The sequence below is a fragment of the Sphaerisporangium flaviroseum genome (assembly GCF_039537005.1).
Classification (GTDB): Bacteria; Actinomycetota; Actinomycetes; order Streptosporangiales; family Streptosporangiaceae; genus Sphaerisporangium; species Sphaerisporangium flaviroseum.
In genome coordinates this window covers 192,203-218,631 of record NZ_BAAAZR010000052.1, presented here as the reverse complement: position 1 = coordinate 218,631, position 26,429 = coordinate 192,203, and the positions used below count along the sequence as shown (strand labels likewise).

Below are 26,429 nucleotides of genomic sequence, written 5' to 3'. Positions count from 1 at the left end.
ACCGCCATGGATCTTTAACTAGTCGTGACGGGTGTCCCCAAGGGAGAATGACGGCGTGAACAAATTGGGATCTCTAGAGCGCGCCATCATGGAAGTGCTCTGGGATTCCGCCAAGCCGTTGCTCGTCCGCGAGGTGCAGGGAGTGCTCAACGCGGACGCCGACAAGCCGCTCGCGTACACCACGGTGCAGACCGTCGCCGAGCGGCTGGTCAGGAAGGGCCTGCTGAGCCGAACGGCCGAGCGCAAGGCCTTCCGCTACGCCGCCAGCCGCACCCGTGACGAGCATGTCACGGCGGTCATGCTGGAGGCTCTGGCCGAGAGCCCCGACCGGGCCCCCGTGCTGTCCTGCTTCGCGCAGAGCGTCGACCTGGACGACGCGTTGCGCCTGCTGGAGGAGCTGGCCCGCCGCACGGGCGGGCACAGGCACGTCGGGGGCCCCGGCTGGGTGCCGCCACCCTAGACCTCGGCGAGGCTCAGAGGCGCTCGACCACGTATTCGACGCAGACCGTCAGCGCCTCGACATCGGCCGGGTCGATGGCCGGGAACATCGCGACGCGAAGCTGGTTGCGGCCGAGCTTGCGGTAGGGCTCGGTGTCGACGATGCCGTTGGCCCGCAGGACCTTGGCGACCTCGGCCGCGTCGACGTCATCGGAGAAGTCGATGGTGCCGACGACGTGGGAGCGCTGCGCCGGGTCGGCCACGAACGGCGTCGTGTAGGCGGTCTTCTCCGCCCAGGTGTACAGGCGGGACGCCGAGTCGGAGGTGCGCGAGGTGGTCCAGGCCAGTCCGCCGTTGCCGTTCATCCACTCGAGCTGGTCGGCCAGCAGGAACAGCGTGGCCACGGCGGGGGTGTTGTAGGTCTGGTCCTTGGCGGAGTTGTCGATCGCCGTCGGCAGGCTGAAGAACTCGGGGACGAACCGGTCGGTGCGCGCGATCTCGTCGACCCGGGCCAGGGCGTTCGGCGAGAAGAGCCCGATCCACAGGCCGCCGTCGGAGGCGAAGCTCTTCTGCGGCGCGAAGTAGTACACGTCGAACTCGCTCGCCTCGACGGGCAGGCCGCCCGCGCCGGAGGTGGCGTCCACGAGCACCAGCGAGCCGTCGTCGGCCACGCGCTTGATCGGCATGGCCACGCCGGTGGAGGTCTCGTTGTGGGTCAGCGCGTAGACGTCCACACCGGCCTCGGGCGTGGCCACCGGGTGGCTGCCCACGGCCGACTTGATGACGGTCGGCTCGCTCAGCCACGGGGCCTTGGCGGCCACGGAGGCGAACTTCGACGAGAACTCGCCGAAGTTCAGGTGCTGGGACTTCTCCTTGATCAGCCCGAAGGACGCGATGTCCCAGAACGCCGTCGTGCCGCCGTTGCCGAGCACGACTTCGTACCCCTCGGGGAGCGAGAACAGGTCGGACAGGCCCTCGCGGACCTGGCGGACCAGATTCTTCACCGGCTTCTGGCGGTGGGAGGTGCCCATCACTCTCGCGCCGGCCTCGGCCAGGGCGGCGAGTTGCTCGGGGCGTACCTTCGATGGCCCGCAGCCGAAACGGCCGTCCACGGGCTTGAGCTCAGCGGGAATCTCGATGTCAGCCACCTAACCAGGTTAGTGAGCCTCCTCGGTGCTCACGCCCCGGGTCCGGATCGTGAGATACACGCGTTCATGCAGGGAGATGTCCGCGGATGTCACAGGCTCGGGTAGGGCGGCGAGATGCCCACCGCGCACAAGGCCCGCAACCGGGGGCTGCGGGCCGTGGGGGGCGAGGGAGAAGGCCGATCAGCCGATGACCTCGTCCGCTCCCGGGACCTCCTTGATCGAACGCTGGGCGGGGCCCACGTACGTGGCGCTGGGGCGGACGAGCCTGCCCGTGCGCTTCTGCTCCAGGATGTGCGCCGCCCACCCGGCGGTGCGGGCGCAGGTGAACATCGAGGTGAACATGTGCGGGGGGACTTCGGCGAAGTCGAGCATGATCGCGGCCCAGAACTCCACGTTCGTGGCCAGGACGCGGTCGGGCTTGCGGGCGTGGAGCTCGGCCAGCGCCGCGTTCTCCAGCGCGCACGCCACTTCGTAACGCGGCGCGTTCAGCTCCTGGGCGGTACGACGGAGCACGCGGGCGCGGGGGTCCTCGGCACGGTAGACGCGGTGGCCGAACCCCATCAGCCGCTCGCCGCTGTCGAGGGCCTTCTTGACGTAGGTCTCCGCGTTCCCGATGCGCTCGACCTCTTCGATCATGTGCAGGACGCGGGCGGGGGCCCCGCCGTGCAGCGGGCCGGACATGGCGCCCACCGCACCCGAGAGAGCGGCGGCGACGTCGGCGCCGGTGGAGGCGATGACGCGGGCGGTGAACGTGGAGGCGTTCATGCCGTGCTCGGCGGCGGAGGTCCAGTATGCGTCGATGGCCCGGACGTGATCGGGGTCGGGCTCACCGCGCCAGCGGACCATGAAGCGCTCGACGATCGTGGAGGCCTCGTCGACGCGTGACTGCGGCACCATGGGAAGGCCGAGGCCACGGGCGGACTGGGCCACGAACGAGAGCGCCGTGACCGAGGCGCGCGCGAGATCGTCGCGAGCCTGTTCCTCGTCGATGTCGAGAAGCTGGCGGAAGCCGTACGCCGGGGCCAGCATGGCCAGAGCGCTCTGGACGTCGACGCGGATGTCACCGGAGTGGACGGGGATGGGGTAAGGCTCGGCGGGGGGCAGACCCGGCTTGAACTTGTTGTCGACCAGCAGGCCCCAGACGTGTCCGTAGGAGACGCGGCCGACCAGCTCTTCGATGTCGACGCCCCGGTAGCGAAGGGCGCCTCCCTCTTTGTCCGGTTCCGCGATCTCGGTCTCGAACGCTACTACGCCTTCCAGCCCGGGTTTGAAGTCGGACATTCTCGGCCGCCTCCCTTTCTTGAAGTCAAAGCCTTGATGTCGAGATACCGGCGGGTCATATTCAACCCCCTTGGCGGAAGTGCTCCGCCTCCGGACCCGCCGAAGCGCAATCGTCCCTGGTAGGGGGTGCCGCTTCGGTGGTGGTGCCGAACGGGGAAGAATACCGGTCTGTGGATGCCGCCTCGAGCCCGCCGTCCTTCGCCGGGCTCCGCCGTACATACGAGGGCCTGCCGTTGAGGGAGGCCGACCTCGCCATCGACCCGGTGACCCAGTTCGCGACGTGGTTCGCCGACGCGGTGGACGCCGGGCTTCCCGAGCCGAACGCCATGGTGCTCGCGACCGCCTCCGCGGGGGGTCTGCCGACCGCCAGGACCGTCCTGCTCAAAGGGTATGACCAGGGAGGGTTCGTCTTCTATACCAACTACGAGTCCCGCAAGGGCCGCGACCTGTCGGAGAACCCGCGTGCCTGCCTGGTCTTCCCCTGGCACCCCCTCCGCCGGCAGATCCGCGTGGAGGGCCACGTCGTGCGCCTGCCGCGGGAGGACTCCGCCGCCTACTTCCACTCGCGGCCGTACGGGTCGCGCATCGGGGCGTGGGCCTCGCGGCAGTCGGCGGTCGTGCGTTCCAGGGAGGAATTGGACGCGCGCTACCGGGAACTGGCCGAGCGCTGGCCCGAGGAGCCGCCGATGCCCGATTTCTGGGGCGGTTTCCGGGTCGTGCCGTTGGAGGTGGAGTTCTGGCAGGGGCAGATCGACCGCATGCACGACCGGCTGCGCTATCGCCGTTCCGGGGACGCCTGGGTGGTCGAACGCCTCGCCCCCTGAGCCGTCACTCAGACTGCGTGGGTAAAGTGCCCCGGTAGGTCCCAGACGAACCGGGTCGACGAGGTGGGTAATGCCGGGGGTCCAGTCAGCCTGGAGACGTGTCGCCGTGGACACCCGGCCGTTGCGCGCACCGGCGTACCGGCGGCTGCTGCTGGGGCAGGGTGTCTCGTTCATCGGCTTCCAGCTCACCTCGGTGGCGGTCAGCGCCCAGGTGTACGACATCACCCGGTCGTCGCTCTGGGTGGGTCTGCTCGGCCCGGCGAACTTGATCCCGCTGGTGGTGTTCGGTCTGTGGGGCGGCGCCGTCGCCGACGCGGTCGACCGCCGCAGGCTGCTGCTCACCGGTTCGTTGGTCGCCTGGTCGGCTACCCTCGCTCTGCTGCTTCATGCCTGGTCAGGGCTGGAAAATGTTTTTCTTCTGCTCGCCGTGGTCGCCGTCCAGTCGACCGGGTTCGCGATCACCTCGCCGGTGCGCGGCGCGATCATCCCCCGGCTCGTCCCCACCGAGCGCGTCGCGGCGGCCAACACGCTCAACTTCCTGGTGAGCAGCGTCGGCACGGTCCTCGGCCCGCTGCTGGCCGGCGTCGTGCTGGCGAAGTCGGGCTACGCCATGGCCTACCTCATCGACGTGCTCCTCTTCGGCGCCGGGTTCTACGCCGCCGCCCGGCTGCCGCGCCTGGTCCCCCTCGGTGAGATCCGCCGGCCGGGCCTGCGCTCGGTCATCGACGGGCTCCGCTACATCGGCAGCCAGCCGATCGTCATGATGTCCTTCGTGGTGGACCTCATCGCCATGGCGTTCGCGATGCCCCGCGCCCTGTACCCCGGGATCGCGGCCGAACGCTTCGGCGGGTCGGCCATCGCGTTCGGCTGGCTCTCGGCCAGCCTGGCCATCGGCGCGGTGGTGGCCGGGCTGCTGTCCGGATGGGTCGGCCAGGTGCGTCGCCAGGGTGTGGCCCTGGTCGTCGTGGTCGCGCTGTGGGGGCTCACGGTGGCCGCGGCGGCGTTCGCGCGGCCGCTGTGGATGATCGTCGCGCTGCTGGCCGTCGGAGGCGCCATCGATCTCATGTCGTCGGTCTGGCGGCAGACGATCCTCCAGACCTACGCGCCGGACGAGATGCGCGGGCGCATGCAGGGGGTGTTCATGGTCGTGGTCGCGGGCGGCCCCCGGCTCGGAGACCTGCGGGCCGGCGCGACGTCGAGCGCGTTCGGGCTCGTCCCCGCCTGGGCGGGCGGAGGGCTGCTCTGCGCCGTTCTCGTGGTGGCCGCCGGCCTCGCCGTACCGGCCTTCAGGAAGTACGACGCCGCCGCCGAACGCGTGAGACGATCGTGAGACGGTGGCCCGGCCGCGGTGAAAGCGATAGATCACGTTCTGGTCGTACGCGCGACGCGGGCGCCGAACAGTGAGATCCTGGGGGAGGAGTCACGTCCTTCCGCTGCCGCGGTCATTCGTCATCTCGGGCCGTTCTGTCAGTAGGTCTGCGTAAGCTCTGTTCAGACGTCGAATCTGTGCCCCTGTAGGCAGTGTCCTGATCCCTCTGGACATGACTGTCAAGTGGGCAGTCGGACGTAGCATCGATACTTAGAGGGGAGGAGCTTTGACCGCACATGGGCTGATCGACACCACCGAGATGTACCTCCGCACCATCTTTGAGTTGGAAGAGGAAGGGATCACTCCGCTGCGCGCCCGCATCGCCGAGCGCCTGCAGCAGAGCGGCCCGACGGTCAGTCAGACGGTGGCTCGCATGGAGCGCGACGGACTTGTCCGCGTCGAGGGCGACCGCCACCTGACCATGACCGATCTCGGCCGCACACTCGCCACCCGGGTGATGCGCAAGCACCGCCTGGCCGAATGCCTCCTCACCCAGGTCATCGGTATGCCGTGGGAAGAGGTCCACATCGAGGCCTGCCGCTGGGAGCACGTCATGTCCGAGTCGGTGGAGGCCCGCCTGGTCGGCCTCCTCGACAACCCGGTGGTCTGCCCGCACGGCAACCCCATTCCGGGCCTCGACGAGCTCGGGGTGAAAGAGGCCGACGCGTCCGTCGTCGAGGTGATCTCCGCAATGGCCGATCTGGCCGGACCCGGAGATATACCCGTTGTCGTGCGGCGAATTAGCGAACAAGTGCAAAGTGATCCCGCCGTGATGCTTAAACTCAAGCAAGTTGGGATACAACCCGGACGCGAGGTGACGCTCGCGGCGAGCGACGACGGTGTACGGGTGACAGGTGACGATGAAGCGCACAACACTCCCGCGGACTTCCCGCGTGATGTCGCCGCGCATGTCTTCGTTTCCAGACGCTGACGGCTCAGGGTGTGCTTGGTTGATTCCCAGTGGGGAGTCCCCCCTTCCCTTATCCGACGACCCGGCCTTCCCGGAGTCTCCGGGCCACCTTGCCGCCGAGGCTGCTGCAGGAGCGCGCGTGTTCCGCTTTGCGAATGACCCTCCCCAGGGGGTGGCCGCGAGATGAAGCGATGGGGGGACCTTTCGCAGGACGCGGCCGACCATCTGACGGCGGGATCGGTGCTCGACCACGCCGAGATGGCCGTGGTGGTCACCGACCGCTTCAGCAACGTCCTCTACTGGAACCCGTTCGCCGAGCGGCTCTTCGGCCGTCCAGAACGGCCGGTGGGCGGCGACCAGACTGTCCTGTCCTTAGGCATCATGGAGAAGGACCACCCTCTGGCCGTCGAGCTCGCCAAGCACGTCCTCAAGGGCGGGGTCTGGGAGGGCACCTTCGACGTGGTGCGCGCTGACAGCACCATCATCTACGTGCGCGCCCAGGCGGTCCCCCTCCGCCACCCCTCAGGCTCGGTCACCGGCATCGTGATCACCGCCCGCGAGGCGATGCGCAGCAACGAGCGTGAGAAAGACCGCTTCGGCCTGCTGGAGCGCATCGGCGAGCGGCTCGCCAGCTCGCTGTACGTCGAGGAGACCCTCAACCGGGTCGCCGAGATGCTGGTGCCCCAGTTCGCCGACCACTGCTTCATCGAGCTCACCGAGGGCGACCGGCTCGTCCGCAAGGTCTCCACCCACGTGCAGGGATGGAGTCCTCCTCCGGGCACCTGGCGCCCCGTCGGCTCCGAGATCCGCTATCCCGCCGGTCACTACGGCGAGATCGCTCTCCGCCGCCAGGAGACCATCATCGTCGAGGACTTCGCGCAGATGAGCTATCCCTCGCCCAGCGAGGAGAGCAGCAGGCTCTGCGGCGAGATCGGCATGACCTCCGCGATCGTCGCGCCGCTGTGCGCGCGGGGCGAGACGCTCGGGTTGATGTATCTCGGCATGTCCAACCTCACCGACCGGCGCTCGCCGCACTACGACGCCTTCGACCGTGACTTCGTCGGTGCCATCGCCACCCGGGTCGCGCTGGCCGTCGACAACGCGCTGCTGTTCGAGGAGGAGCGGCACACCGCCGAGTCCTTCCAGAAATACCTGCTCCCTCGGGAGCTTCCCCAGCTCGACGGGCTGGAGATCGCGGTCCGCTACTACCCCGCCGCCCCGCTCGCCTCCCACGGCCAGGGCATCCAGACCCAGGTCGGCGGCGACTGGTACGACGTGATCCCGCTGTCCGCCGGCCGGGTCGGCATCGTGATCGGCGATGTCGAGGGCCGCGGAGCCAAGGCCGCGGCGGTCATGGGCCAGCTCAGGGCCGCGCTGCGCGCCTTCGCCCAGGACGACAAGTCCCCGGCCGACATCCTCGCCCGGCTCAACGAGTGGACGCGCATCATCGCCGCGCCGGAGCGTGACGACTACGGCGCCGACGTCAGCACCCCGCCGATCGTCACCTGCCAGTACCTCGTGTACGACGCGTGGTCGCGGCAGCTGTCGTTCGCGAACGCTGGGCACGCGCCACCGCTGCTGATCGTCGACGGCATGGTCACCGAGCTCGACATCTCCGAGGTCGGCCAGCCGCTCGGCATCAACGCCAAGGGCGTGCACGCCGACCTGGTCTACAAGGAGGAGATCCGGGTGCTCCCGCCCGGTGCCGCGCTCCTGCTCTACACCGACGGCCTGGTCGACCGCCGCCCCGCCCGCGAGTCAGGCGAGGCGCCGCTGAGCGACGAAGAGACGTTGAACATCCTGTGCGAGAAGGTCGCCAAGGCCTCCAGCGACAGCGTCGAGCGCATCGCCGACGCCGCCACCGTGGCCGTCCCCGGTGAGATCGACGACGACATGGCGATCCTCGTGGTCCGGTCGGCGGGCAAGGAGCTGAAGTTCGAGGAACGCACCTTCCCTGCCCAGCCGATCATGGTCGGTGAGGCCCGGCGCATGGCGTCGGAGGCGTTCATCAGCTGGGGGGTCCCCGATGAGCGCTCCGAGCTCGCCTGCCTCCTCGTCTCCGAGGTCGTCACCAACGTCGTGCTCCACGCCGCCAGCGCCAGCGTCCCGCGCAGGGAACTGGTGCTCGACGGCCCGCCGCTGCCCTTCGACGAGTCGTGGGACGTGCCCGGCTTCGACAACGAGATCATCAATGAGAAGGAGTTCACGCTCCGGCTGCGCCGTGGCGAGGAGTCCATCTGGGTTGAGGTCTTCGACCAGGATCTCCGGCTGCCCCGCATCCGCAGCGCCGGCGAGAACGACGAGGGCGGCCGAGGCCTCTACCTGGTCGACCAGCTCGCCCGTCGCTGGGGCTCCCGCCCCACCAAGGAAGGCAAGGCCGTCTGGTTCGAGATCCCGACCCGCGGCCGCTGAGATGGTCCTCGCCTTCGGGCCGGGCGGTTTTCCCAGGGGGCCTGGCGGCCCTCCTTCGACTGGTTGCGGTGTCCTGGCCCTTGGGTGTGGTCCTCGCCTTCGGCTCGGGCAGCGTTTCCCAGGGGGCCTGGCGGCCCCCCTTCGACCCCTCTCATCGAAGGGCTGCGCCCCTCGAGCTCCCCGCTTCGCAGGCTGGATGGGGATGTAGGACCCTCGACCTGGCCAATTGGTACGGGGCCGATCTAGGCCGGCAGGTCCCGATCCTCCTCGCCAGGTTCCCATCCGGCCCGGTCTAGGTGGTCCGGAGCTGCCTCGTCCGAGGGTCTCGCCTTGGGGGTGGTCTTCGGGTGGGTGGGCGTCAGCCGGGTGCCCCGTCAAATGCGTGCCGGCAGGGTCTCTTGGCGATTGTGAGCTGCCGGCTGTCGTCCCGTATGACCCTCGTGCAGTGGTCGGAGGAGGGACGTCAGGCCGCCAAGGGTGCACGCTCGGTAAGTATGCGTCCACGGCCACAGGCTGACTGGGCGATTCATAGCGATGTGAGGGTTGGCGACTCCGGGTTTGTCATAGTTCGCGCAGGGTTGGTGTCGTCTGGTGACAGGTCAGGGGATGAATGCTTGACTCTGGCGCATGGAACTGGCCTACGAACGGCGCGGCGCCGGCCCGCCCCTGGTGTTGCTGCACGGCATAGGTCATCACTGGCAGGCCTGGGAGCCGGTCATCGACCTGCTCGCCCGATCCCGCGACGTGATCGCCGTGGACTTCCCCGGGTTCGGTGTGTCCCCTCCGCTGCCGGCCGGCACGCCGTACACCCCGGAGACCCTCGCGAACGCGATCGAGTCCTTCTGCGCCCACATCGGGGTGCGCGAGCCGCACGTGGCGGGCAACTCGCTCGGCGGGTACGTGGCGCTGACGCTGGCCGCCCGGGGCGTCGTCCGCACCGCCACCGCCCTGTCACCGGCCGGGTTCTGGCTCGGGGCCGAGCCGCTCCTGGCGCACGTCCTGCTGCGCGGCCTGCGCGGGCTCGCGCGGTCGTTGCCTCCGGGGCGCATGGACGCGCTGGCCAGGTCGCCGGTGGGTCGCGCGATGTCGGTCGGGGTCATCGTGGCCCGCCCGTCGCGCATGACCCCCGAAGCGGTGATCGCGGGTGGCGTCGCCCTTCGCGGGGCGGTGGGCTTCGACGAGACGCTGCGGTCGTTCCACTCGGTGGTGCCTCCGGGGCGGCCGAAGGTACCGATCACCATCGCCTGGGGGGAGCACGATCGCCTGCTGCTCCGGCGTCAGGCCGTACGGGCGGCGAAGTGGTCGGAGCAGCGGGTGAAGCTGCTGCGGGGGTGCGGTCACGTGCCCATGAGCGACGACCCCGAGCTGGTCAGCCAGGTCCTGCTGGAAGGCAGCTCACACTGAGGCGGGTCAGTGCTGGGTCTGGGTGTAGAGGGCGAGCATGAGGATGACAAAGGTGATCATCACCCCGGCGTAGGCCACCGGGCCGAACTTCAGCATCCTGCGGACGCGGTTCAGCCCCCACGCGAACAGGAACGCCAGGAAGATCAGCAGGATCAGTCCGCCGTTGTCCATCGCCATCGCCTCCGGGAGCCCGCTCTGTGGACCCCGCTCTCGCCGGCCCGTCTCGGGACCCGCGTTCGGGAGCCTCCGCTGACCAGTATGCGGCGGATCCCCGCCGCGCGCGGGACCGTACGGCCCGCGCGCCGCGTTTTCTCGGAGCCTCTCGGAGGCGGTACGGCTCGCGCGCCCGGTTGGTCAGGTTCGATGGCGTTGGGGGCGCGCCGGCCGTGTGAAGGGGATCAGAAGCCGAACGAGCGACCGATGATCTCCTTCATGATCTCGGTGGTGCCGCCGTAGATGCTCTGCACGCGGCTGTCCATCCAGGCCTTGGCCACCGGGTACTCCGTCATGTAGCCGTAGCCGCCGTGGAGCTGGAGACAGCGGTCGATCACCTTGTGCTGGAGCTCGGTGGTCCACCACTTGGCCTTGGCGGCGTCCACGGGCGTCAGTTCCTTGGCGTTGAGCGCCCGGATGCACTTGTCCACGTAGTGGCGGGCGATCTCCAGCTCGGTCGCCAGCTCGGCCAGGACGAAGCGGGTGTTCTGGAAGGCGCCGATGTTCCGGCCGAAGGCCTTGCGGGTCTTGCAGTATTCGATCGTCGTCTCCAGCACCGCCTCGGCCGCCGCCACGGCCGCCACGGCGATCGACATACGCTCCTGCGGGAGGTTGTTCATGAGCTGGAAGAAGCCCTGACCCTCCTCGTCGCCGAGCCGGTTGGCCACCGGGACGCGCACGTTCTCGAAGAACAGCTCGGCGGTGTCCTGGGCGTGCATGCCGATCTTCTCCAGGTTGCGCCCCCGGGTGAAGCCGTCCATGCCCCGCTCGACGACGAGAAGCGTGGTGCCACGCGCTCCCGCGGACGGGTCGGTCTTGGTGACGACGACCACCAGGTCGGAGTTGATGCCGTTGGTGATGAACGTCTTCTGGCCGTTGACGATGTAGTGGTCGCCCTCGCGTACGGCCGTCGTCCGGATGCCCTGCAGGTCGCTGCCGGCGCCGGGCTCGGTCATCCCGATGGCGGTGATCAGCTCGCCCGAGGCGAAGCCGGGCAGCCAGCGCTGCTTCTGCTCGTCGTTGGTGAGATCCACCAGGTACGGAGCCATGATGTCGTTGTGCAGGCTGAATCCGAGCCCGGTCGCGCCCTTGCCCATGATCTCTTCAACGATCACCGTGTTGTAGCGGAAGTCGGTGATCCCGGCGCCGCCGTACTCCTCGGGCACCGTGAAGCCGAACATGCCGAGCTCGCCGGCCTTCTTCCACACCTCTCGGGGGACGATCCCGTCCTTCTCCCACTGATCGTGGTGGGGTAGGACCTCGCGGGCTATGAACTCGCGCACGGTCTCACGGAAGAGCAGGTGCTCCTCCTCGAAGAGGTCTCGCTGCATTGGTTCCTCCTTGGGGGCTCGTCCAACAGATTACGGTTCTGGTCGTCAGGGAGACGTCGCGGGCCGGTCATGGAGCGAGACGGGTATACGTAACAAATCAGCTACGTTCCGTGTAACTGATATATCCGTCAGGTCCGCATAAGTGGTTCGAGTCGTACGATCATCTCCGGTCATGGTGGACCGCGGGGTGATCGGAGGCGGTCTTGAACGGGTGGGGATCCAAGATCCGGACATCACTGGCGGCGGGGCTACTGGGAGCCTGCGCGAGCGTAGCCGTGCTACCCATTCCCCCAAGTGCAGCTGAGACGGCGTACTACCACTATCAATACACCTGCCATGATGGAGCTCTTCTTAAGACTCCAGGTTCCAAGATCGAGGCTCGGGTAGCGATCCCCAAGAGCGTTCGTGTCGGCGAACGTATTCCGCTGGAGTGGACGCTGACCGCGTCGCCCTTGGCCTCATCCGCGAAGTTCAAAGCAGGTGGTCAGCTCTCCGTCACAGGCTCCGTTGAGGTAGCCGGCCTTTGGCAGGGGATGCTCGACTCCATAGGTAGCAAGGAGCAGGGCGAACTCAGAGTCGATGGCCCGCTGGAGTTGCCGACGGCGATCTCAGGCTCCGTCGCTACCACCAAAGAGGGCAAACTGCTCATAACTCCTAGAACTCTGCTCCTCGACTTCATTCCGCCTGCCACCAAGACCACGATCAACGACACCGACGATCCCAACGAGCAGGTAGCCCCAATCCCTCATCAGCACGGTCCCATCCGATACGAAGGCAGTTGGTCCTACTCGGGCAAGGTCCCGCGTGCTGGGTTCGGCGACTATCAAGATGACGTGCATGAGACGGTTGTGCAGAACCACAGCGTGACAGTGACGTTCGCGGGGACCGGCATTGAGTACATCACTGAGCGGCATCCCGAGATGGGTGCGGTGAAGGTCGAACTCGACGGATATGTACGCTCGGAGAAACCAGATGCGTCGCTGGAGGCCGATGGGGAGACCAAGGTGACGACGCGCAAGGCTCAGCAGACGCTGTGGTCATTCCACAACTTGGACTACCGCCCTGATCACACGTTGAAGCTCACCAACCTTGCTCCGAGCGGTAAATACATGCTCGTAGATGCTTTCAATGTGGTCACCGATCCGATTTCACTTCCTCCTAGGTACTTCAGAACTACGTGCGTCTACACCGGGAACCCGACCACGGCCACCGTGGATGTCGTCGCGGCCTCCGGCAATGGAGGTGGCTCGGACGATGACGACAATGACGAAAACGACAACAACGGCAACGGGCAGATCACTGATGGGGATGACTCGGCTCGGGGGGTGATCGTGCTTTCGGGTGGGGGGCAGGGGCATGGGGCTCCTACGGCCACTGCCACGCCCAAGCCGAAGAAGACCTCCAAGGCCAGTTCGACCCCCCAGGTACGCGTGACCCCGAAGGGCGGCGCGCACACAGGTGAGGCTGCCGAAGCCGACACGACCGCGCCGCTGCTGATCGGGTACGGCACCGCGTTGACCCTGGGCGGGTTCGCAGGCGCGTTCGTGCTGAGACGCCGCCGCGCCCTGCACGGAACCGCCGGCCGGGGAAGGCTCGGTTGAGCGCGGCGCCACCACCCGACCACACGAACTCGGGTGACAAGCCCTCCGCTGCCCGCTGGCCGAAAGCGCTGCTGCCCGCCCTCCTGGCGGTGGGCTGCCTCGCCGGGATCGGGGTCGTGATGGCCGGTCTGTTGATGTACCTCTCGCCCGAGCAGGGCAGCGCATCGACGGCCGTACCCGAGCCGACCCCGATGATCGCCCGGCTTTCCCCCGTGGAGGCCACCACCAACGCGTCACCGGGTGACTCACCCGCCACCGACCAGGCCGCGGATCCCGTGGCCGTTCCGGCAGGGCAGGAAACGGCGACCGTGGGTCCCGGGGGAGTGGGCGTACCCCTGGTGGAAGCCGTCCCCACCGCGTCGCCGCCCTCTCCGGCGGCCGTGCCGGTGACCCCGCTCCGCAAGTCCGCCCCCACCCGGGTCCGGGTTCCGAGCATCGGTGTGGACGCGCCGCTGCTGTCCATGGGGGTGGAGAAGAACGGTGAGATCGAGGTGCCTCCGCTCAGTCGGCCTAAGGTGGCGGGTTGGTACCGGCTCGGTCCCGCTCCGGGCGAGATGGGCCCGGCGGTGATCCTCGGCCACGTGAACACCCGTGGTGGCCCGGCCGTGTTCAGCCGGTTACGCGAGCTCGGACGCGGAGACAAGATCACGGTGGTACGGGCGGACGGCTCCACGGCGGAGTTCACGGTCGACGGCGCCGAGCAGGCGAGCAAGAACCGCTTCCCGACGAAGCGGGTGTACGGACACGTGGACCGCCCGAGCCTACGCTTGATCACCTGCGGCGGCGTGTTCAACCCCGTAGCGCACAGCTACACCGACAACATCATCGTCTACGCAACCCTCACCGCCTCCGTCCGCGCCTGATCCTCCAGGTCCGCAGGCGAGACAGCTAGCGCGTATCTCCGACGTTCCACTGAGTAGTGGTCGATCAGTGAAGTCCCTCCCGGCGCCCGTTTGTTTGGCGAACCCGGTTGATTCCCACCCGGCGTGGGTTACCGGGAAGGGGTGGGGGTGGGGAACGGTACGGAGCGGCTGGGCTGGGCTGGGGAAGATGTTCACTGGGTTGTGGTCGATCAGTGAAGTCCCTCCCGGTACCCGTTTGTTTGGGGAACCCGGTTGATTCCCACCCGGCATGGGCTACCGGGGTAGGGGCGGAGGTGGGGAACGGTGCGGAGCGGCTGGCCGGGGGGAGATGTTCCACCTGCGTCGGCTACCGGGGAAGGGGCGGGGTGGGGTACGCCGCAGAGAGGACGCCCGGGTTAGGTGGTCGTGGCGGTGATCAGCCAGTGGCCCGCGGGAAGGTGGTAGCCGGTGCCTGGGGTGTGGAACCGACTGAGGAGGCGTACCGCACCTGATCGGGCGTTGGCCTGTTGCGGCGGGGAAGCCGTTCGATACGCCGCGCCGGCCGGGCCCAGTTCGATCAGCCATTCGGCCACGGCGTCGGGGCTGTCGGGAGCGCGCAGGATGACGTCGTGGGCCTGGATCGTGATGGCGTCGAAGCCGGCGGCGGTCAGGATGCGCTTCACCCGTTCCGGGTCGGCGAAGGCGAACGGCCCCGGCTCATCACCGAGCGGGAGCGGCGCGACCGCTCCCACGTGCGGCGCGGCGCCGAGCATGGCCGCGGGCAGCCACGGATTGACCCCGCCGTCCCGGAAGACGGTCGCGGCGAGGCGGCCACCGGGACGTAACGACCGCCGGATCGTAGTGCACCCGGCCACCGGGTCCGCCAGCAACATCAACGTCATCCGGGAGAAGACCGCGTCGAAAGGCGCCCCGGGCACGACACCGATCGTCTCGATGTCGGCGGCGATGAACCGGAGGCCGGGATGCCGCTCGGCCGGGAACCTCTCACGTGCCGCGAGCACCATCGACTCGGCCAGATCCACGCCGTACGCCTGACCATCCAGTCCCACCGTGGCCGCCGGTTCGGCTGCCGTTACCGGTTCTACCGTGGCTGCCGGTTGCACCGCCACCGCCGATCTCACCGTGGCTGCCGGTTGCACCGCCACCGCCGGACTCATCGTGGCTGCCGGTTCGACCGGCTCAGCCGATGCGTCCGCGGTTTCCGGTCTGACCGCCGCCGCCAGGTCGGCCGTGGTGCCGCCGCAGCCGCAGCCGATGTCGAGGATTCGTTCTCCTTGACGTGGACGTAGCCATTCCATCGCCGCGGCGCCCAGTGGTCGGCCGGCGTCGTCCTGGAGGTCGGCGTGGCGGATCCAGCCGGGGGCAGCCTGCGCCCAGAATGTGGCGTTACGCTCCCGCAGGGTGGCGATATCCGGCATCAGAACGGCATCTCGGTGCCGTCGACGGTCATCGAGCGGAACGTGGCGGCCTTGGTGGGATCGAAACCATCGTCCTGGGCGGCGAGGCCGGCCGCCCGGATGAGGCGCTCCGACTGGAACCGGCGGAACGCCTCCTCGCTCTCCCAGACGTTGATGATCCGCCATCCTTCATCGGTCGGACCGGCGACGTGGGCGAGCAGGCCGGGCGGCCGATCGGGACCCAGATGCCTCTCCACCTGCCGATACTCCTTCTCGCTGACACCCGGCATCTCCTGCAGCACTCCGAACGGCATCGCCGCCACCTTTACTTTCGATGTAGCAAACCTCTATCCAATAGAGCACTACACTTCGAATGTGGTTGTCAAGAGGCCGTACGACTCGGCAAGGCGGCAGGAGCAGGCCCGTCTGACCCGCAGAGCGATCCTCGACGCCGCCTCCAGGCTCTTCGTCGATCGGGGTTACGCGGCCACACCGCTGACCGCCGTCGCGGCCGAGGCCGGAGTCGCGGTCCAGACCGTGTACGCCGCGTTCGGAAGCAAGCGCCAACTGCTGTCCCAGCTCGTCGACGTCACCATCGCCGGTGACGACGATCCGGTGACGCTCCCTGAAAGAGCCTTTGTCGCCGAGATCCGCGCGATCGCCGACCCCCGGAGCAAGCTGGCCCGCTACGCCCGGCACCTCAGCGAGACCCATGCCCGCCAGGCCGATGTGATGATCGCGCTGGCCGGGGCGGCGACCGCCGATCCGGACGCGGCCGCGATCTGGCGCAAGAACGCCGACGAGCGCCGGCACGGCATGGCCATGTTCGCCGCCGAGCTGGCCGCGACCGGTCGCCTGCGTCCTGACCATGATGTCGACAGCGCCGCCGACGTCCTCTGGCTCGCCATGGATGTGAGCAACTACGACTGGCTCGTCCGCCGGCGCGGCTGGTCTTCCGAGCGTTTCGAGCGCTGGTACGTCGACACGGTGGCCGCCGCGATCCTCGACATCCCGCAGTAGGGGCATGCCTGGTGCGGGCCGAGGTCTGTTCGGGCCGAACACGCCACTCGCTCGACGCGAGCACAGGATGTCTTCAAGGCCAGGCGGCGAGTTGGAACCATACCGACTTGCCGTGGCGGTGCAGGTTCCAGCCCCATTTCAGGGAAAGGGTCTCGACAATGGCGAGGCCCCTGCCGGAGGTCTCCAGGGAGTCGGCCCTTCTCAGTTCCGGGACGGTTATGCAGGAGTCGTACACGTCCACCGTCATCACCGGACCGTCGCGGCCGACCGCTATCCGAAGGGTGCTTGGGGTCGGGAAGTCCACGGCCCCGTGTACGAGCGCGTTCGTGACGATCTCGGACGCGAGCAGTTCCGCGATATCCGGCACCTCTTCCGTCGTGTACCAGTCGAGGGCGATGTCCCGTACGAAGCGGCGAGCGGACGAGATGCATTTCTCGTCGCGCGGTATCCACTTCTGTCCCAGGAGGACGACGCGTTCGCCCATCCCATAGTGGTAATCGGGTGACGTCATCTGAGTACCCATAGCCTCGGCCACGATCTTCTCCTCGCTGCGGAATTCGCATGCCAAGGGTGTCGAGATGGGGCTACTGTCGGTAGGCGAACGGTTACTAATAAGCAGCTTTGAACAGCAGGCTCGGTCCATTGAACCTCGGCGATTGGGGCACTTTGGTGGACAAGTACACACCCCAGGCCATCTGGGGCAGGGAGCTCCGTCACTACCGGCAGGTCGCGGGCCTCACGCAGGCCCAGATGGCTCAGAAGATCCATTTCAGCGAGTCGCTGATCAGCGGCATCGAGACGGGCCAGCTACCGGCGAGCCCCGAGTTCGCCCAGGCATGTGACACCACCCTGAGTACGGGCGGCGCCTTGTACCGGCTACTCGACTGGAGACGTGGACAGGTCATCCCGTCGTGGTTCGGGAGATGGCGCGACAAAGAACAGGTCGCGACGACGCTCCGTGCCTACGAACCGATCTTGATCCCCGGTCTGTTACAGACTCCTGAATACGCCTCTGAAGTGCTGTACGGAGATGAGGCCGCCGTGCAGGCCCGTATTGCTCGTCAGGAAATCTTCCGTCGCATGGACCCTCCCGCACCCTTGCTTCGCTGCGTGGTCGATGAGGCTGTGTTGCACCGGTTGATCGGAACTCCCATGCTCATGCGTGAGCAGCTCGAATACCTTGCCTCGATCATCACGCCACGCATCAGCGTCCAGGTGGTACCGCTCGGTGGCATACGCGTCGGTCTTGAGGCGGGATTCATAATCGCTACGCTCGAAGGGGGAAGCGAGGTAGCGTATTTGGACACCGCAGTGCGTGGCTTGGTCACCACCGACCAGGATGATGTCACGGCAGCCGTAGCAAAATTCGAGGCCATCCGCATTGAGGCGTTGCCACTGCGTATGTCGATAGACCTCATCAAGAGAACGGCAGAGGAACGATGGACCTGAGTAGCGCTACCTGGCAGAAGTCCAGCTTCACGGGAAGCAACGGTGGAAACTGCGTTGAGGTGGCGGAGCTCACGGGTGTCAGCGATGCACCCGGCCACAAGGCCGAGCACGCCGAGCTGATCGCTGTGCGTGACTCGAAGGATCCTGACGGCCCCAAGCTGTTCTTCACGCCCGCCGAGTGGGATGCCTTCCTCCAGGGCGTCAAGGCCAGCGAGTTCGATCGCACCTGAGCCGACGCATAGGGGCCGCCGCCGTACGGGGCGCCAACTTCGCCCGTACTCCGTCCTGCCGTCCCGGCGTTCGGATATGACCGTCGTCGCATGAAATTGGCTGGTCGGCGGGTCATGGAAGTTGCCGGTCGGCGGGCCGTAGATCTGGTTGTCTCCACGGCTGGGCGCAGTGCCTCCCCTGGTTGGCGGGGGAGTCTGGCCCTGCTGCGCCCCGGGTTGGTTGGTGTCGGCGCCGATTCGGCGGGGTGTGGTGCGGTGAATCCGGCGCCGTGTGCGGTGGGGACGCGGGGTGGGCGGGTGAGTCGGGGCCCATGCTTGCCGACTGTGCTAAAAGTCCCACGTTCGCCGGTGGGTCATGAAGTTGTCTGGTCGGTGGGTCATGGGATTTGCTGGTCGGCGGGCTGTAGATCTGGTTGTCTCCACGGCTGGGCGCAGTGCCTCCCCTGGTTGGCGGGGGAGTCTGGCCCTGCTGCGCCCCGGGTTGGTTGGTGTCGGCGCCGATTCGGCGGGGTGTGGTGCGGTGAATCCGGCGCCGTGTGCGGTGGGACGCGGGGTGGGGGGGTGAGTCGGGGCCCATGCTTGCCGACTGTGCTAAAAGTCCCACGTTCGCCGCTTCATGGTCAGGCCGTCGGTGCCGGTCCTCCGCCTGCCGTGATCCCGCAGGCGCAGGCGGAGGGGCTGAGGGTGAACTCGGTGTCGTCGCGCTCTCAGGAGTTGGGAATCAGCATGTAGGCGTGCGGGTCAGCGGTCTTGCCTGGGTCGCAGTAGTAACAGGTCTGGCCGACGATGACGCCGTCATCGTTGATCGCATTGGCCAGTTCGAGCGACACGTCCGGCGGAAGGTTCGTGACGACGGTGTTCAGGTCGACCATCTCGCCGTTCTTCCACAGGAAGGCATGCGCGCCGTAGTAGCTATCGCTGGTGCGTGACCTTCCCACCACCTGCCCCGACTCGTTGATGCCGTAGCCGAAGCTTCCCGTGCCTCCGGGAAGGGTTCCTAGATCACGCATCGCGCCGGCTTCCCAGACGAAAGCATTGGTCTGTCCGGCGGCGTTCTGGGACCAGCCGGTGATCTGGGTCCTCTCGTTGATGTCCTGTGCCACGGTGGCCTCCGTGCCACCGCCCAGCGAGCCCAGATCGGTCATGCGGCCGTCCTGCCAGATGAACCCGTGAAGCGGGTTACCGGTGCTCGGCAGGGCCGTGCCCACGACCTGACCCTTGTCGTTGATGGCGTTGGCCTCGGCCTCGGTGCTCCACTTCTGGTCGCTGCTGCCGCCAAGTGTCCCGAGGTCACGGAGTTTGCCCTTCTTCCACATGACGGCACGCACGGGGCTGCCCTGGGACCGGAAACGTGTCCCGACCACGACGCCGTTGCTGTTGACGTCATAGGCCGCGCTGCCGCTACCGCTGCCCCACCCGGTGCCCAGGTCGGTCGTCCTGCCGTCACGGCGGAGGAAGGCGTGCGGAGGTTCGTAAAAGCTGACGTGGGTGTACCCGGCGATGTGCCCCAGATCGTTGATGGCGGTCGCGTTGTTCTCGCCGGTCGAGTAGATCGCCTCCAGCGCCGTCAGTCGTCCGTTCTCCCAGAGGAAGGCATGGGCGGCGGGATTCTGGTCGTTGGAGGAGTTGCCGACCACCTGCCTGCTCGCGTTGACGTCCCAGGCCTCACTGATCGGCCCTCCGGCCGGTACGCCGAGCCAGCCGAGGTTGACGTAGGTGTAGGTGGTGGCCGCCGAACGTGTCTCCGCCTCGGCTGCGAGTGGCGAGCCGACCAGCGCGGTGAGCAGGAGGCTGAGGGTTGCAGGTAACAGCACGACACTTCGTCTTCGCATCATCTTGTCCCTAACGGGTGTTGGAGGGGTTGAAGATGATGCTGACCGAATTTCGGGCCGAGAGTCTTACGGAACGATTATGGCTTGATCAGCGCCTCGCTGGTCGCCTTCAGTCACACCTGCCACATCGTTGTGTACTCAGAGTGATTGGATCGGCTACGACGGAGGGTTCTGACAAATGAAAGTTAACCAGTCTGTACGGCGTTGACCTGCGGTCATGGCCGAGAGGTGCCATGGGCCCCGTCAAATCACAGCGAGGTGGGATGAAGCCTCCGTAGGATCTCTACTGAACTGTGACCACAGACTGCAATCCTGGTACGCCTGGCAAACCGGTCAGCGCCGCTGAAATGGAGAGATACGTGCTGAAGTCGCAAGCACGACGTCGTGTCGCCACCAAGGCTGCGGTAGCTGGAACCTTAAGTGCTGGGGCCCTCCTGGTCGGTATCCCGCAGCTAGCGGCCAGCGCAGCACAGCCGGTGAGTTATAACTGCACCGCTACTGCGGGTGGTGGAGGCCCTTACGCCGTATCGGTTGATATGGCCGCCTCAACAGCGACTCCATCTCCCAGCCAGCCGGTAACGGTCACGGTGAAGGTCTCCCAAGTGGCCGGCTCCGTTTTGACCGCGCCGCAACCCGGTGTAGCGGTCACGGATTACGTCTGGGTGGAAGGTGAGCTTGTTGTCGCGCCCGTTTCGGGTACTCCAATAGCTTCCGCCACGCCGACAGCGACTGCCTCCGCGTCGTTGACGGCGTCTTTGACGCCGAGCGCTACGATCTCGCTCCCGGCTGCGGGTGGGGTAGTGACGGTGACGCCCACCGCTAGTGGCACGGTGGGTATTGAGGCCAAGACGATCTACGTGAAGATCGGGCCGACCTCAGCCGCTGGCGCAGCTCCCAACCTGAGCACCTTGTACACGTGCACAGTTCCCACAACGGGCACTTCCACCACGCCTGCGAGACTGACTCTCATCGTTAAGACCGGGGCTGCCTCTGGTAGTCCCACGAATACGAACACCACGTCCTCCTCGCCGTCGCCGTCGAACACCAGGACCTCCAGAACCCCCAAGCCCACCCAGACCGTCTACGAGACCGTGACCCCCAGGTCCTCCCAGCAGGTCACCAGGAAGCCTGGTGGAGGCGCGGCCACCGGTGGTGGCGGGGACGCGGGGCCTGATGGGCGGACGTTCGTGCTGGTCGGGTCGGTGCTGGTGCTCGGGGCCGGAGTGGGCGGGCTCATGATGCGCCGCCGACGCCCGAACCGGGGCTGATCGGGGGCTCGGGGTGACGATGCCGCCCGAATATCCGTACTCGGACGATCCCAACGCGGGATATCCACAACCTGTGCACAACCAGGCGTACATGCCGCAGGTGTACTACCAGCACCCCGGATACCCCGGTGGCCAGTGGCAGGAGCCGGAGCCCGAGGTCCACCGCGGGCAGATGATGCGCGCCGTGCTGATCCTCGCCGCCGTCGCCGGCGTCGTCACGGTGGTCGTCGGGCTGCTGTTCATGGCAGGCGCCCCCGAGCAGTACGGGCTGTCCGAGGCCCGCCAGCCGCTCAAGCTCCAGGTGCAGCCGCTCGCGCCCTCGGTCGGCCCCGGCGGACCAGGACAGCCTCTGACACAGGCGGATCCGACCGCGCCGGCCCCCGTGCCGACGCTTCCTCCGGCGCCGCCACTGCAGCCGTCCACCCCCAAGCGCCTCATCGTCAAGAAGCTCGGCATCAACGCGCCGATCAAACCGGTAGGCACCGATAAGAAGGGTGAGATCGAGACACCGCCGATCAACAACCCCAACCTCGTCGGCTGGTACCAGTTCGGCCCGACCGCCGGCCAGGCCGGTCCGGCCGTGATGCTCGGCCACAAGGACACGACCACGCGCAGCGCCGTGTTCAGCAGGCTCCACGAGTTGCGGTTCGGCGACACGATCGAGGTCACCCGGATGGACGGGACCGTCGCGATCTTCACCGTCGGCGGCGTCGAGCAGGCCGCCAAGCAGACGTTCCCCACCAACCGGGTCTACGGCAACGCCGACGCGGCCGAGTTGCGCCTGATCACCTGCGGCGGCACCTACAACCGCGCGACAGGCCACTACGTGGACAACGTCATCGTCTACGCGAGAATGACGAGCACGAGGAAGGGCTCCTCCAGACGCTGACCGTGGGAAGGCATCGGCGTGCCGATCGCCTTCGCGGTAAAGCGTTCATCTTGATACCGGTCGTCTTCCGCGGAGACACCGTTCCTGCCGATGCCGGTCGCCTTCGGCGGAGAGAGCGCTCATCTCCATGCCGGTCATCGCATGGCGTGACAATCGAGTTCGGGGGTGCGACACGGAAGAGGAATGCCGCACCCGTCGCGAACCGGCCTATGGCGATACCTGGGTTATTTAATCGATTCAGCGCACTTCTTGGCCGCGGCGTCCGCTTCCTTATCGGACGGCTGCACGCCCTGAATGGCGTCCAGCTTGATCTTGCCGTCGAGGTAAGACTGCAGGTTGCTCTTTTCGCCGTACTTCACCACCACGTCGGCCATGCAGTTCAGGAAGGCCTCGGGCAGGTCCTTGAACTCGGGGTCGGCCTTCACCTTGCTGATCAGCGCCGCCTTGTCGGCCTCGCCCATCGCGTCGCCGCCACAGGCGGAGACGCCGAGGATCAGAACGGACGCCGCGACGGACAAGGCGGCGGAACGGGCGGCACTGGGTAAACGCATGACAGACCTCTCGGCGTTGGGGCAAGAAAAGGAGATGATGATGCCGGTAAACGTGAGGCGCTCTCGCAATCGTATCGGCGCATGTTCGCCAATGAGCGAGCTCGGGCCCCGACCGGCGATCACAGGTGTCAGGCCAGGCACGGAGTGCCGTGAACCCGTTGGGATCATACCGATTGATCACCGGCCAAATCACTGGAATTGATCACAAATAACTGATCGCACTCCACCGATCCCGACAATTCTTATTAAATGCCATCAGGCTGGCACTGGCGAGTATAAACGGGTATATCTGGATAGGTGCGGACTGTCGTCGGCAGTCGGGCGTCGGATCCGCCACGTGAGCCATCCAAGGGGCACCCTGGCGAGCGTGAAGGGCTCACGAGTCCGCCTCCCGTCGAGGGCCGCCTCCGGGGTGTCCCTTCACGGACGGCGACCCTCGTCCGCGGAGGATTATTCTGTTGTAACCTCGTATAGACCGAACATTGCTCGGTTTCATGGGACGGAACCCAGGAGGCACTGTGGCAGAGGCGTACATCGTCGGGGCGGTCCGTACCCCGGTCGGCAAGAAAAAGGGCGGCCTGTCAACCGTTCATCCCACTGACCTGGCCGCGCACACCCTCAGGGCGCTGGTCGACCGTACGGGCGTGGACGCCTCGGCCGTCGACGACGTCATCATGGGCTGCGTCATGCAGTTCGGCCCGCAGAGCATGGACATCGCGCGCAACGCGTGGCTGTCCGCGGGTCTTCCGGAGACCGTCGCCGGTGTCACGATCGACCGGCAGTGCGGCTCCTCCCAGCAGTCGATCCACTTCGCGGCCCAGGGCGTCATGTCCGGCACGCAGGATCTCGTGGTCGCGGCCGGCGTCGAGTCGATGAGCATGGTCCCGATGGGGTCGAGCATCACCGCCGCGCTGGAGAAGGGCATGCCCTTCCCGTTCGGTGAGAAGTGGGTCGAACGGTACGGCAAGCAGGAGATCTCGCAGTTCCGCGGCGCGGAGCTGATGTGCGAGAAGTGGGGCCTCAAGCGCGACGAGCTGGAGCGGTTCGCGTACGAGAGCCACCAGCGGGCCGCCAAGGCCATCGCCAACGGCTACTTCAAGGACCAGATCGCCCCGATCAACGGTGTCGAGGACGACGAGGGCCCGCGGCCGGACAGCACGCTGGAGAAGATGGCCCAGCTCAAGACGCTGCGCGACGGCGGCCAGATCACCGCCGCCACGTCCTCGCAGATCTCCGACGGTTCGGGTGCGGTGCTGATCGCGTCCGAGCAGGCCGTGCGAGACCACGGGCTGACCCCGCGGGCGCGGATCGTCACGCTCGCGCTCACCGGCGACGACCCGATCTACATGCTCACCGCGCCGATCCCCGCCACGCGCAAGGCGCTGGAGCGGGCGGGCCTGTCGATCGACCAGATCGACGCGATCGAGATCAACGAGGCGTTCGCACCGGTCCCGCTGGCCTGGCTCAAGGAGATCGGCGCCGACCCGGAGAGGACCAACCCGAACGGCGGGGCCATCGCGCTCGGCCACCCGCTCGGCGGCACGGGCGCCATCCTCATGACCAAGCTGCTCCACGAGTTGGAGCGCACTGGCGGCCGGTATGGCCTGCAGACCATGTGCGAGGGCGGCGGCCAGGCCAACGTCACCATCATCGAAAGGCTCTGACCAGGACCTGGATAAGAGGAACGGCGGTGTCCCGCCCCGGGAAGTAAGGGCGGGGCACCGCCGTTCCGTTTGGACCTCCCCGGCGAACGCGCCTGGGGAGATCCCCGGTGAGCCGGTCAGCGACCCTTCGGCTGGCGCCGAGGCGGCGTCACTCGCCGTACGGGCGCCGGCGGCACCGGGATCCGGCGCGGCGCCGGAGGCAGGTGCCGCTCGGGCTGCGAAGAGCCCTGGATGACGCCCGGCCGTAGTACCGGCTGCGGGAAGCCCGGCAGGGTCACACCCGGCTGCGGAAGCGATGTCTTGGTCTTGGCGGCCTTGCCGCTTTTCTTGTCGCCGGAACGAGCACGCATATGAAGTCTCCTTACAGATGGCGACGCGGCAGGGATGTTCATGCCGGTCGGAGCCTCAGCTGCCGCGTCTGAATGGACGGGGACCAGAAAGCCGAGTGCCAGCGGATCGATCGGCGTGACCGATCGGCGCCGTCAGTAAGGAAAAGTGCGCATGAGAAGACGGTACGAGGCCGGGCCACGGCGGCACAACTGATTTATCGCCCCGCCGTGGCCCGCCGGCGCTACCGGATGAAGAAGAACAATTCATGGATCTTCCGGTCGGTGCCCACGTAACCCAGGTGCTGGACGTTCTCCGGGGTGGTGTACCAGCTCGTGGGGCTGGTGCCTGTCGCCACCGGAACACCGCTGACCGCGCCGGGGACGCCGTGCAGCCATCGGCCGTCGCCGCCGATGAAGAAGAACAGCTCATGCACCTTCTGGTCGGTGCCCACATAACCCAGGTGCTGGACGTTCTCCGGGGTGGTGTACCAGCTGGTGGGGCTGGTTCCTGTCGCCACCGGTACGTCGCTGACCGCGCCGGGGACGCCGTGGTGCCATTGGCCGTCGCCGCCGATGAAGTAGAACAGTTCGTGGATTTTCTGGTCGGTGCCGACGTAGGCGATGTGTTGGACGTTTTCGGGGGTGGTGTACCAGCTGGTGGGGCTGGTGCCGGGTGCCACGGGTACGTCGCTGACCGCGCCGGGGACGCCGTGGTGCCATTGGCCGTCGCCGCCGATGAAGTAGAACAGTTCGTGGATTCTTTGGTCGGTGCCGACGTAGGCGATGTGTTGGACGTTCTCGGGGGTGGTGTACCAGCTGGTGGGGCTGGTGCCGGGTGCCACGGGTACGTCGCTGACCGCGCCGGGGACGCCGTGGTGCCATTGGCCGTCGCCGCCGATGAAGAAGAACAGTTCGTGGATTCTTTGGTCGGTGCCCACGTAACCCAGGTGCTGGACGTTCTCGGGAGTGGTGTACCAGCTGGTGGGGCTGGTTCCTGTCGCCACCGGAACGTCGCTGACCATGCCGGGGACGCCGTGGTGCCATTGGCCGTCGCCGCCGATGAAGTAGAACAGCTCGTGGACTCTTTGGTCGGTGCCCACGTAACCCAGGTGCTGGACGTTCTCGGGAGTGGTGTACCAGCTGGTGGGGCTGGTTCCTGTCGCCACCGGTACGTCGCTGACCATGCCGGGGACGCCGTGGTGCCATTGGCCGTCGCCGCCGATGAAGTAGAACAGTTCGTGGATTCTTTGGTCGGTGCCCACGTAACCCAGGTGCTGGACGTTCTCGGGAGTGGTGTACCAGCTGGTGGGGCTGGTTCCTGTCGCCACCGGAACGTCGCTGACCGCGCCCGGGACGCCGTGCAGCCAGACGAACCGGCGCGCCTCCCAGTCCTCCCACCACTTCTGGACCAGCCCGTGCAACTGGTAGAACTGCGTGATCTGCGGCGAGTGGAAGGTGCCGAGCACCGGCTCGTTGAAGACGGTCGCCGCCGCGCTGTGCAGGAAGTTGTTGTGCACGCCCTCCTCGATGAAGGTTCCGAGCTGGTCGGCCGAGGCGAACGACGACGGGTCGCCGATGATGCGCTCGACGTCGGCCGCCCAGGCATTCCAGCCCAGGTCCGGACGCCTCATCTCCGCCGGGACCTCCGGCCAGGGCTTGACGGCCGCCTGGTCGGCGAAGGGCTGGCGGTCGTACCAGGCGTGGAACCGCGCTATGTAGTCCCGGTGGAAGACCAGGAACTCCAGTCCCGCGCCGGGGGTGCCCGCCGGGTTCACCCGTGTCGGTACGCCGGGATGCGCGCTCGGCTGGTGCCATGCGTGGTGCAGGTCAAGGAGATCGTGCGGGAAGTTCGGGATCTCGGGCATCTGGGTTCCTCTCGTTGGTGACCGCCGCGAGGCCGAAGCAGGCGGTCCAGCCACACTGCGCGAGACGAGCGGAGCCCACATGAGTACCCCTCTACCTATCTCTTGAGGTCTTGCTCTCCTGGGTTCCCCGCCGGCGTCCGG

Annotated in this window: 26 protein-coding genes; 14 read left to right on the top strand and 12 right to left on the bottom strand. The window is 67.2% G+C overall.

The window, feature by feature from the left end; all coding sequences use genetic code 11:
* Window positions 1-55: 55 nt before the first annotated feature.
* The gene (locus ABD810_RS37595) at window positions 56-460 is read left to right on the top strand and encodes a BlaI/MecI/CopY family transcriptional regulator (protein WP_344952401.1); all 405 of its coding nucleotides are present in this window, start codon (window positions 56-58) and stop codon (window positions 458-460) included.
* A gap of 13 nt (window positions 461-473) precedes the next feature.
* Here ABD810_RS37595 and serC read toward each other — a convergent pair whose 3' ends face one another.
* Both serC and ABD810_RS37585 read right to left on the bottom strand, forming a co-directional pair.
* Window positions 474-1,586, bottom strand: coding sequence for a phosphoserine transaminase (serC, locus tag ABD810_RS37590; RefSeq protein ID WP_344952399.1), 1,113 nt, complete (start codon window positions 1,584-1,586; stop codon window positions 474-476).
* A gap of 180 nt (window positions 1,587-1,766) precedes the next feature.
* On the bottom strand, window positions 1,767-2,867 hold the full coding sequence (locus ABD810_RS37585) for a citrate synthase 2 (RefSeq protein WP_344952398.1): 1,101 nt from the start codon (window positions 2,865-2,867) through the stop codon (window positions 1,767-1,769).
* 170 nt (window positions 2,868-3,037) lie between these two features.
* Between ABD810_RS37585 and pdxH the strand changes: the two genes are divergently transcribed.
* The 5 genes from pdxH (at window position 3,038) to ABD810_RS37560 (ending at window position 9,786) form a co-directional block, all read left to right on the top strand.
* On the top strand, window positions 3,038-3,691 hold the full coding sequence (gene pdxH, locus ABD810_RS37580; RefSeq protein ID WP_344952396.1) for a pyridoxamine 5'-phosphate oxidase: 654 nt from the start codon (window positions 3,038-3,040) through the stop codon (window positions 3,689-3,691).
* Window positions 3,692-3,797: 106 nt separating this feature from the next.
* A complete protein-coding gene (locus tag ABD810_RS37575) occupies window positions 3,798-5,021 on the top strand; it encodes an MFS transporter (RefSeq protein WP_344952394.1) in 1,224 nt (407 codons plus the stop codon).
* Window positions 5,022-5,286: 265 nt separating this feature from the next.
* Window positions 5,287-5,991, top strand: coding sequence for an iron-dependent transcriptional repressor DtxR (locus tag ABD810_RS37570; RefSeq protein WP_344952392.1), 705 nt, complete (start codon window positions 5,287-5,289; stop codon window positions 5,989-5,991).
* A 162-nt stretch (window positions 5,992-6,153) separates the two neighbouring features.
* Entirely contained in the window at window positions 6,154-8,382 is a 2,229-nt protein-coding gene (locus tag ABD810_RS37565; RefSeq protein ID WP_344952390.1) for an ATP-binding SpoIIE family protein phosphatase, read from the top strand.
* A gap of 627 nt (window positions 8,383-9,009) precedes the next feature.
* A complete protein-coding gene (locus ABD810_RS37560; RefSeq protein ID WP_344952387.1) occupies window positions 9,010-9,786 on the top strand; it encodes an alpha/beta fold hydrolase in 777 nt (258 codons plus the stop codon).
* Window positions 9,787-9,792: 6 nt separating this feature from the next.
* Here the strand turns inward: ABD810_RS37560 and ABD810_RS37555 are convergent, their stop codons facing one another.
* Together ABD810_RS37555 and ABD810_RS37550 are read right to left on the bottom strand one after the other, a co-directional pair.
* On the bottom strand, window positions 9,793-9,957 hold the full coding sequence (locus ABD810_RS37555) for a hypothetical protein (protein ID WP_344952385.1): 165 nt from the start codon (window positions 9,955-9,957) through the stop codon (window positions 9,793-9,795).
* A 227-nt stretch (window positions 9,958-10,184) separates the two neighbouring features.
* Window positions 10,185-11,330 (bottom strand): acyl-CoA dehydrogenase family protein, encoded by a 1,146-nt coding sequence (locus tag ABD810_RS37550; protein WP_344952383.1) that lies wholly within the window; start codon window positions 11,328-11,330, stop codon window positions 10,185-10,187.
* A gap of 275 nt (window positions 11,331-11,605) precedes the next feature.
* On the opposite strand from ABD810_RS37550, the gene ABD810_RS37545 reads away from it, so the two are divergent.
* Together ABD810_RS37545 and ABD810_RS37540 are read left to right on the top strand one after the other, a co-directional pair.
* On the top strand, window positions 11,606-12,931 hold the full coding sequence (locus tag ABD810_RS37545) for a hypothetical protein (RefSeq protein ID WP_344952381.1): 1,326 nt from the start codon (window positions 11,606-11,608) through the stop codon (window positions 12,929-12,931).
* Entirely contained in the window at window positions 12,928-13,794 is an 867-nt protein-coding gene (locus ABD810_RS37540; protein ID WP_344952379.1) for a class F sortase, read from the top strand. The genes ABD810_RS37545 and ABD810_RS37540 overlap by 4 nt, the downstream gene beginning before the upstream one ends.
* A gap of 395 nt (window positions 13,795-14,189) precedes the next feature.
* Here the strand turns inward: ABD810_RS37540 and ABD810_RS37535 are convergent, their stop codons facing one another.
* Both ABD810_RS37535 and ABD810_RS37530 read right to left on the bottom strand, forming a co-directional pair.
* Window positions 14,190-15,212: a class I SAM-dependent methyltransferase gene (locus ABD810_RS37535; protein WP_344952377.1), complete on the bottom strand. Its 1,023-nt coding sequence runs from the start codon at window positions 15,210-15,212 to the stop codon at window positions 14,190-14,192.
* The gene (locus ABD810_RS37530) at window positions 15,212-15,505 is read right to left on the bottom strand and encodes a hypothetical protein (protein WP_344952375.1); all 294 of its coding nucleotides are present in this window, start codon (window positions 15,503-15,505) and stop codon (window positions 15,212-15,214) included. The genes ABD810_RS37535 and ABD810_RS37530 overlap by 1 nt, the downstream gene beginning before the upstream one ends.
* 61 nt (window positions 15,506-15,566) lie before the next feature.
* On the opposite strand from ABD810_RS37530, the gene ABD810_RS37525 reads away from it, so the two are divergent.
* On the top strand, window positions 15,567-16,211 hold the full coding sequence (locus ABD810_RS37525; RefSeq protein ID WP_344952373.1) for a TetR/AcrR family transcriptional regulator: 645 nt from the start codon (window positions 15,567-15,569) through the stop codon (window positions 16,209-16,211).
* Window positions 16,212-16,284: 73 nt separating this feature from the next.
* On the opposite strand, the gene ABD810_RS37520 is transcribed toward ABD810_RS37525, so the two are convergent.
* Window positions 16,285-16,746 carry an ATP-binding protein gene (locus tag ABD810_RS37520; RefSeq protein ID WP_344952371.1) on the bottom strand — a complete coding sequence of 154 codons (462 nt, stop codon included), beginning with the start codon at window positions 16,744-16,746 and terminating at the stop codon, window positions 16,285-16,287.
* A gap of 86 nt (window positions 16,747-16,832) precedes the next feature.
* Between ABD810_RS37520 and ABD810_RS37515 the strand changes: the two genes are divergently transcribed.
* Together ABD810_RS37515 and ABD810_RS37510 are read left to right on the top strand one after the other, a co-directional pair.
* Window positions 16,833-17,660 carry a helix-turn-helix domain-containing protein gene (locus tag ABD810_RS37515; RefSeq protein WP_344952369.1) on the top strand — a complete coding sequence of 276 codons (828 nt, stop codon included), beginning with the start codon at window positions 16,833-16,835 and terminating at the stop codon, window positions 17,658-17,660.
* Window positions 17,651-17,890: a DUF397 domain-containing protein gene (locus ABD810_RS37510; protein WP_344952367.1), complete on the top strand. Its 240-nt coding sequence runs from the start codon at window positions 17,651-17,653 to the stop codon at window positions 17,888-17,890. The genes ABD810_RS37515 and ABD810_RS37510 overlap by 10 nt, the downstream gene beginning before the upstream one ends.
* A 707-nt stretch (window positions 17,891-18,597) precedes the next feature.
* Here the strand turns inward: ABD810_RS37510 and ABD810_RS37505 are convergent.
* Together ABD810_RS37505 and ABD810_RS37500 are read right to left on the bottom strand one after the other, a co-directional pair.
* Window positions 18,598-19,704: a DUF3466 family protein gene (locus ABD810_RS37505; RefSeq protein WP_344952365.1), complete on the bottom strand. Its 1,107-nt coding sequence runs from the start codon at window positions 19,702-19,704 to the stop codon at window positions 18,598-18,600.
* Window positions 19,705-20,575: 871 nt separating this feature from the next.
* Complete coding sequence (locus tag ABD810_RS37500) at window positions 20,576-20,767, bottom strand: hypothetical protein (RefSeq protein ID WP_344952363.1); 192 nt, start codon at window positions 20,765-20,767, stop codon at window positions 20,576-20,578.
* A gap of 46 nt (window positions 20,768-20,813) precedes the next feature.
* Between ABD810_RS37500 and ABD810_RS37495 the strand changes: the two genes are divergently transcribed.
* Window positions 20,814-20,990, top strand: coding sequence for a hypothetical protein (locus ABD810_RS37495; protein ID WP_344952361.1), 177 nt, complete (start codon window positions 20,814-20,816; stop codon window positions 20,988-20,990).
* A gap of 19 nt (window positions 20,991-21,009) precedes the next feature.
* Window positions 21,010-21,879 (top strand): class F sortase, encoded by an 870-nt coding sequence (locus ABD810_RS37490; RefSeq protein ID WP_344952359.1) that lies wholly within the window; start codon window positions 21,010-21,012, stop codon window positions 21,877-21,879.
* A 224-nt stretch (window positions 21,880-22,103) separates the two neighbouring features.
* Here the strand turns inward: ABD810_RS37490 and ABD810_RS37485 are convergent, their stop codons facing one another.
* Window positions 22,104-22,430 (bottom strand): hypothetical protein, encoded by a 327-nt coding sequence (locus tag ABD810_RS37485; protein ID WP_344952357.1) that lies wholly within the window; start codon window positions 22,428-22,430, stop codon window positions 22,104-22,106.
* Window positions 22,431-22,948: 518 nt separating this feature from the next.
* On the opposite strand from ABD810_RS37485, the gene ABD810_RS37480 reads away from it, so the two are divergent.
* Window positions 22,949-24,094, top strand: coding sequence for an acetyl-CoA C-acetyltransferase (locus tag ABD810_RS37480; protein ID WP_344952355.1), 1,146 nt, complete (start codon window positions 22,949-22,951; stop codon window positions 24,092-24,094).
* A gap of 116 nt (window positions 24,095-24,210) precedes the next feature.
* Here the strand turns inward: ABD810_RS37480 and ABD810_RS37475 are convergent, their stop codons facing one another.
* Both ABD810_RS37475 and ABD810_RS37470 read right to left on the bottom strand, forming a co-directional pair.
* Entirely contained in the window at window positions 24,211-24,444 is a 234-nt protein-coding gene (locus ABD810_RS37475; RefSeq protein WP_344952353.1) for a hypothetical protein, read from the bottom strand.
* A gap of 221 nt (window positions 24,445-24,665) precedes the next feature.
* A complete protein-coding gene (locus ABD810_RS37470) occupies window positions 24,666-26,288 on the bottom strand; it encodes a hypothetical protein (protein WP_344952351.1) in 1,623 nt (540 codons plus the stop codon).
* Window positions 26,289-26,429 lie beyond the last annotated feature (141 nt).